The following is a 5156-nucleotide window of genomic DNA, read 5'->3' on the forward strand; positions in this document are numbered from 1 at the left end:
CGCTCCCGGACGTTCGATTCGTCGACGGCGTCCCCGCCGGACTCGCCGTCACCGAGGGGACACCCCGGTTCACCACCGCGCTCCGACCCGGACGGCGAGCGACGTTCTCGTACACGGTCGAGGCCGCCCCCGGCGTCCACGAGTTCGACCCCGCCCTCGTCGTCACCCGGGACCTCGCCGGCCTGCGCAGGCGGGAGACGCTCGTCGACGCGGGCGGGTCCGAGGTGGCCTGCCGACCGGACCCGCCCGCGCCGGACCTCCGACTCGGCCCGCAGCGCACGGTACTCCCCGGCCAGACGCGGTCGACGGTCGAGGGGTCGGGCGTCGAGTTCCGCTCCGTTCGCGAGTACCGCCCCGGCGACCCCCTCTCGCGCGTCGACTGGAACCGGAAGGCGAAGACGGGCGAGTTCACCACGGTCGACTTCCGGGAGTCGCGACTCGCGAGGGTGCTGCTCGTCGTGGACGCCCGCCGGGCGGCCTACCTGACGCCGGACGACGGGGGCGTGCCGGCGGTGCGTCGGAGCGTCGCCGCGGCGCGGTCTCTCGTGGACGGACTCACCGCGTCGGGCGTCCCGGTCGGTATCACGGCACTGTCGCCGCGGCCGTGCTGGCTCCCCCCGGGGGCCGGTGCCGACCACCGACGCCGGTTGCTGGACGCGTTCGCCGGCGACGACGCGTTCTCGTGGGACCCTCCCGTCGAACGCGTCGGCGTCGACGCGGCGGTCGAATCCGTCGTTCGGCGCGTCGACGCCGACACGCAGTTGCTGTTCCTCTCGCCGCTCTGCGACGACGACGCGCGGGCGGTCGCTCGGCGACTCGACGCGCACGGCTACCCGATACGCGTCGTGACCCCGGACCCGACGGCGTCGTCGTCGGACTGCGCGCTCGGCTACGCGTCGATTCGGCGTCGTCTCCGCCTCCGCGAACTCCGCAACGCCGGTCTCTCGGTCCTCGACTGGGACCCGACCGTCGACTTCGAACGGGTGGTTCGCCGTGAGTCGTAGTCGCGACGCGCTCTCCGGCGGGGTGCCGACGCCGAGCGGCGTCCTCTCACTCGCGGCGGCGACGGCCGGAGTCGTCGTCGTCGCGGTGTCGCCGTACACGCTCGCCGCCGGGGTGCTCGGTCTCGCACTCGTCGCCGTCGGCCTCGGTCGCCGGTCGGGGCGGGCGTTCTCCGCAGGGGCGGCGTGTCTGTTCGCGGCCGTCGTCGTCGCCGGAGCGCTGGGGATGGCGCCGTCGTTCGTGCTCCTCGCCGCGTCGCTGGTCGCGGTGTCGTGGTCCGTCGGCCGGAACGGACTCACCATCGCGGCCGAAGTCGGCGCGGACACCCCCACGCTCCGCGTCGAGGCGGTCCACGCGGTGGGGACCGTCGCGCTCCTCGCCGTCGGCGCGAGCGTCGGGTTCGGCGTCTTCCTCGTCGCCACCGGCGGCCACTCCGCGCTCGCACTCGTCGCACTTCTCGTCGGCGTCGTCGCGTTGCTCGTCGGTCTGTGAGCGACGGCGGCGCTCTCAGATGTCTCGCGTGAGTCCGTCGCGCAGGTCTCGGCCGAAGTAGTGTCCCGCCAGCGAGGCGAGCAGTCCGGCGCCGGCACCGACGCCGGCGATGGCGAGTCCGTACTGCGCGAGGAGTTCGACGGCGAACGGCGCGAACGCGAACGTCGAGGTCAGCGTGGTCAGCACCCACAGCAGACCCGAGGCGAACGCGCCCGCCAGACCGACCTCCAGGTAGCGGCGGCGACCCGAGAGCAGGCCGACGCCGAAGCCGACGGCGAACAGGCCGAGGAAGCGGCCGACGAAGCCGACGACGGGAATCGACCCGCCGAGGAACGCCCCGAGGAGCGACGCGAGCAGGACGCCGAGGAACACCTTCGGCGAGAACACGCCGCCGAGTCGGCCGCCGTTCGACTCGGACCGGGACGACGCCGGCGACCGTTCCGCGGACTCCCCGACCCCGGAGAACTCGTCGTCCAGCGAGAAGTCGGTGGTGGAGGCTTCCTTCTCGTCTGTCCGTTGCATACGTTCACCTGCGCGGCGCGAGAGTATGGGCTTTGCGCCGAGTCGCCGGCGGGGAGACTCGACGCGACGGACGGGGGCCGGCGGCCGACGCCCCGTCGACGCCGAAAGGGAGATTTCAAGTCCGGCCCGGCGGTACCTCGCGGTATGAACGCAGGGGACCGCGTCCGCGTCGAACGCGCGGGCGTCACGAACGAGGGCGTACTGATGCCCTCGACGACGCCGGAGTACCTCGTCGTCAAACTCGACGGCGGGTACAACGTCGGCATCGAACGCGAGGACGCCGACGTCGACGTACTGGAGACGGACGTGTACGACGTCGAGGAGGCCCAGTCCGAGTCGACCACCTCCGAGATAGCCTTCGACGACGACCTGCCGACCGTCTCGCTCATCTCCACCGGCGGCACCATCGCGTCGACGGTCGACTACCGGACGGGCGCGGTGACGGCCCAGTTCGACGCCGAAGACGTGCTCCGGGCCGTCCCGGACCTCGCGGGGCGGGCGAACTACCGCGGCCGCGTCGTCGCCAACATCCTCTCGGAGAACATGACGCCCGCGGTGTGGCGGGAACTCGCCGAGGCCATCGAGACCGAAATCGAGGCCGGCACCGACGGCGTCGTCGTCATGCACGGCACCGACACGATGCAGTTCACCGCCGCGGCGATGTCGTTCATGCTCGACACGCCCGTCCCCGTCGTCTTCACGGGGAGTCAGCGCTCGGCGGACCGCCCCTCCTCGGACAACGTGATGAACGCCGTCTGCGCCGTCGAAGCCGCGAAGGCCGACTGCGCGGAGGTGCTCGTCTGCATGCACGCCAGCGAGTCCGACGACGCCTGCGCGCTCCACCGCGGGACCCGCGTCCGCAAGAACCACACCTCTCGGCGCGACGCGTTCGAGACGGTGGGCGCGAAACCGCTGGGCGAAGTCGACTACGAGACGGAAGCGGTGACCTTCCGCCGCGAGTTCGACGCCCGCGGCGAGACGGAGTTCTCCATCGCGACGGACCTCAGCGACGACGTGGACCTGCTGAAGTTCACCCCCGGCATGGACCTCGACGCCTACGCCGACTTCCTCCGCGGGCAGGACCTCGACGGACTCGTCGTCGAGGGGACGGGTCTCGGCCACGTCCACACCGACTTCATCCCCGTGCTGGCGGAACTGGTCGAGTCGGGCACCGTCGTCACCATGACGACGCAGTGTCTGGACGGCCGCGTCTGCGACCGGGTGTACGACACGGGCCGTGACCTCCTCGCGCCGGCGTCGTGGAGGCGGGCGACACCCTCCCCGGCACCGCGAAGGTGAAACTCATGTGGGCGGCGGCGAACCTCGACGACCCCGCGGCGGCGATGGAGCGGTCGCTGTCGGGCGAACTCACTCAGCGGTCGGTGCCGTGGGAGTGAACGCGACGGTGCCCGAGACGTTCGGCCGGTACGAGGACGACACGGGCGAGACGGTCACCGTCCGCGCGGCGACGCCCGACGACTACGACGCCGTCGCCGCGTTCACCGCGGACACGTGGGCCGACAGGGGCGGGAGCGACTACATCCCGGACGTCTACCACGACTGGATCGCCGACGACGACGGCGAGACGCGACAGACGTTCGTCGTCGACGTGGGCGCGGAGACGCCCTCCGCGGAACTCGGCGCAATCGTGCAGGTGGTGACGCTCTCGCCGTACGAGGCGTGGGGACAGGGCCTCCGGGTCAACCCCGACTACCGCGGCCGCGGACTGGCGAAGGCGATAACGGAGGCCAGTTTCGCGTTCGCGCGCGATGCGGGCGCGACGGTCCTCAGGAACATGATATTCTCGTGGAACGTGCGGAGTCTCGGGCTGGCCCGCGACACGGGCTACGACCCCGGCATCGAGTTCCGCTGGGTCCACCCGACGCCCGACGCGGGCGCGACGGCCGAGAGCGACGCAGACGTTCCCGTCTTCACCGACGACGCGAACCCCGACGCCGCGTGGTCGTCTGGACGAACAGCGAGGCCCGGACGCGGTTGAGCGGACTGGTCCTCGACTTCGAGGAGTCGTGGGCCGTCTCCGAACTGACCCGCGACCGACTCCGCGCGGCGGCCGACGAGGGCCGATTGCTCGTCGCCGGCGCGGGTCCGACGCGCGGGTTCGCCGCGCGCAGTCGAACGTACGAACGGGAGTCCGACGGCGAGACGGAGACGTGGGCCGAGTACGCCGTCGGCGCGTGGGCGTGGCGCGACGACGACGCGGCCGACGCCCTCCTCGCCGCCGTCGCCCGCGACGCCGCCACCGTCGGCGCCGACCGGACGCGGGTGCTGATTCCGGAGGGCGTCCGCTGGGTCACCGACGCCGCCCGCGCGAAGGCCGACATCGCGGAGGAACCGACGTTCGTGATGGAAGCCGACCTGACTTGACCCGACCTGACCCGACCCGCTTCTATCCTCCCGCCTGACCGACCCGTTCGCTCCCGAACGGTCCCCCGACCGGTCGTTCTGACTCGCTTCGAGAGAAGGGCCGCGTAAACGCCGTCGGCCGGCGCTACGGCGGGGTCAACACGCCGTCGAGGAGGTGGACGACGCCGTTCGACGCCTCGACGTCCGTCGCGACGATTTCGGCCTGTCCGCCGTTCAGTTCGGTTCCGTCCACGGTGACGGGCGCGCCGTTCAGCGTCGGGAGGCGCGGCGCGTTCACGATGGACTGCGAGTAGCGGCGGCCGGCGAGGACGTGGTAGGCGAGGACGGCCCGGAGGACGTCGACGGGCACGTCGTCGAGTGAGGCGTACGGCGAACCCGCCAGGAACGCCTCGAACGCCGCGTTCGTGGGTGCCAACACCGTCAACTGCCTGTTCCCGCTCAACAGCCCGAGAAGTCCGGCTCTGTCTACCGCGGCGACGAGGATGCTCAGGTCGTCCGTCGCGGCGGCGATATCGACGATGGTGTCCGGTGCGCTCGCACCGCGTCGAGCACTCGCCGACCCGGCCCCGACAGCCAGTAGCACGCCCGTGCCTCCGACCGCTTTCAGAACGTCGCGTCGTCGTAGTGAGTGCATCTGCGGTTCGTACCGTCGTCTGCGAAACCGATAGCCGAACTACCCAACTAGTCGGGAAGCGAGCTCTCGTCTGGCGTTCTCGGCCCCTCCGGAGCGACGGCGGCGGGACCGCGACCGGCGG

Annotated in this window: 4 protein-coding genes and 2 pseudogenes; 4 read left to right on the forward strand and 2 right to left on the reverse strand. The window is 71.8% G+C overall.

From position 1 onward, the window contains the following. Window positions 1–1004, forward strand: a 1004-nt coding sequence (locus tag GJ632_RS19215; RefSeq protein WP_191453773.1) for a DUF58 domain-containing protein, incomplete at its 5' end; no start/stop codon positions are given. Continuing rightward, a complete protein-coding gene (locus tag GJ632_RS19220; protein WP_231751692.1) occupies window positions 994–1494 on the forward strand; it encodes a hypothetical protein in 501 nt (166 codons plus the stop codon). The genes GJ632_RS19215 and GJ632_RS19220, both read left to right, overlap by 11 nt. A 15-nt stretch (window positions 1495–1509) precedes the next feature. On the opposite strand, the gene GJ632_RS19225 is transcribed toward GJ632_RS19220, so the two are convergent. Beyond that, a complete protein-coding gene (locus GJ632_RS19225; protein WP_191453774.1) occupies window positions 1510–2016 on the reverse strand; it encodes a hypothetical protein in 507 nt (168 codons plus the stop codon). A gap of 144 nt (window positions 2017–2160) precedes the next feature. On the opposite strand from GJ632_RS19225, the pseudogene gatD reads away from it, so the two are divergent. Both gatD and GJ632_RS19235 read left to right on the forward strand, forming a co-directional pair. Further along, a pseudogene (gene gatD, locus GJ632_RS19230) lies at window positions 2161–3413 on the forward strand (Glu-tRNA(Gln) amidotransferase subunit GatD). Window positions 3414–3421: 8 nt separating this feature from the next. Further along, window positions 3422–4401: pseudogene (locus GJ632_RS19235) on the forward strand (GNAT family N-acetyltransferase). A gap of 124 nt (window positions 4402–4525) precedes the next feature. Here GJ632_RS19235 and GJ632_RS19240 read toward each other — a convergent pair. Next, window positions 4526–5035, reverse strand: a complete 510-nt coding sequence (locus tag GJ632_RS19240; RefSeq protein WP_191453775.1) for a fasciclin domain-containing protein — start codon at window positions 5033–5035, stop codon at window positions 4526–4528. Window positions 5036–5156 lie beyond the last annotated feature (121 nt).

Origin of the sequence: Halogeometricum sp. CBA1124 (genome assembly GCF_009741955.1) — an archaeon.
GTDB classification, from domain to species: domain Archaea; phylum Halobacteriota; class Halobacteria; order Halobacteriales; family Haloferacaceae; genus Halogeometricum; species Halogeometricum rufum.

What these genes read in the sequence shown, in the direction of transcription:
- GJ632_RS19240 (WP_191453775.1), bottom strand. Translation starts at nt 5,035, where the DNA reads ATGCACTCACTACGACGACGCGACGTTCTGAAAGCGGTCGGAGGCACG.
- GJ632_RS19225 (WP_191453774.1), bottom strand. Translation starts at nt 2,016, where the DNA reads ATGCAACGGACAGACGAGAAGGAAGCCTCCACCACCGACTTCTCGCTG.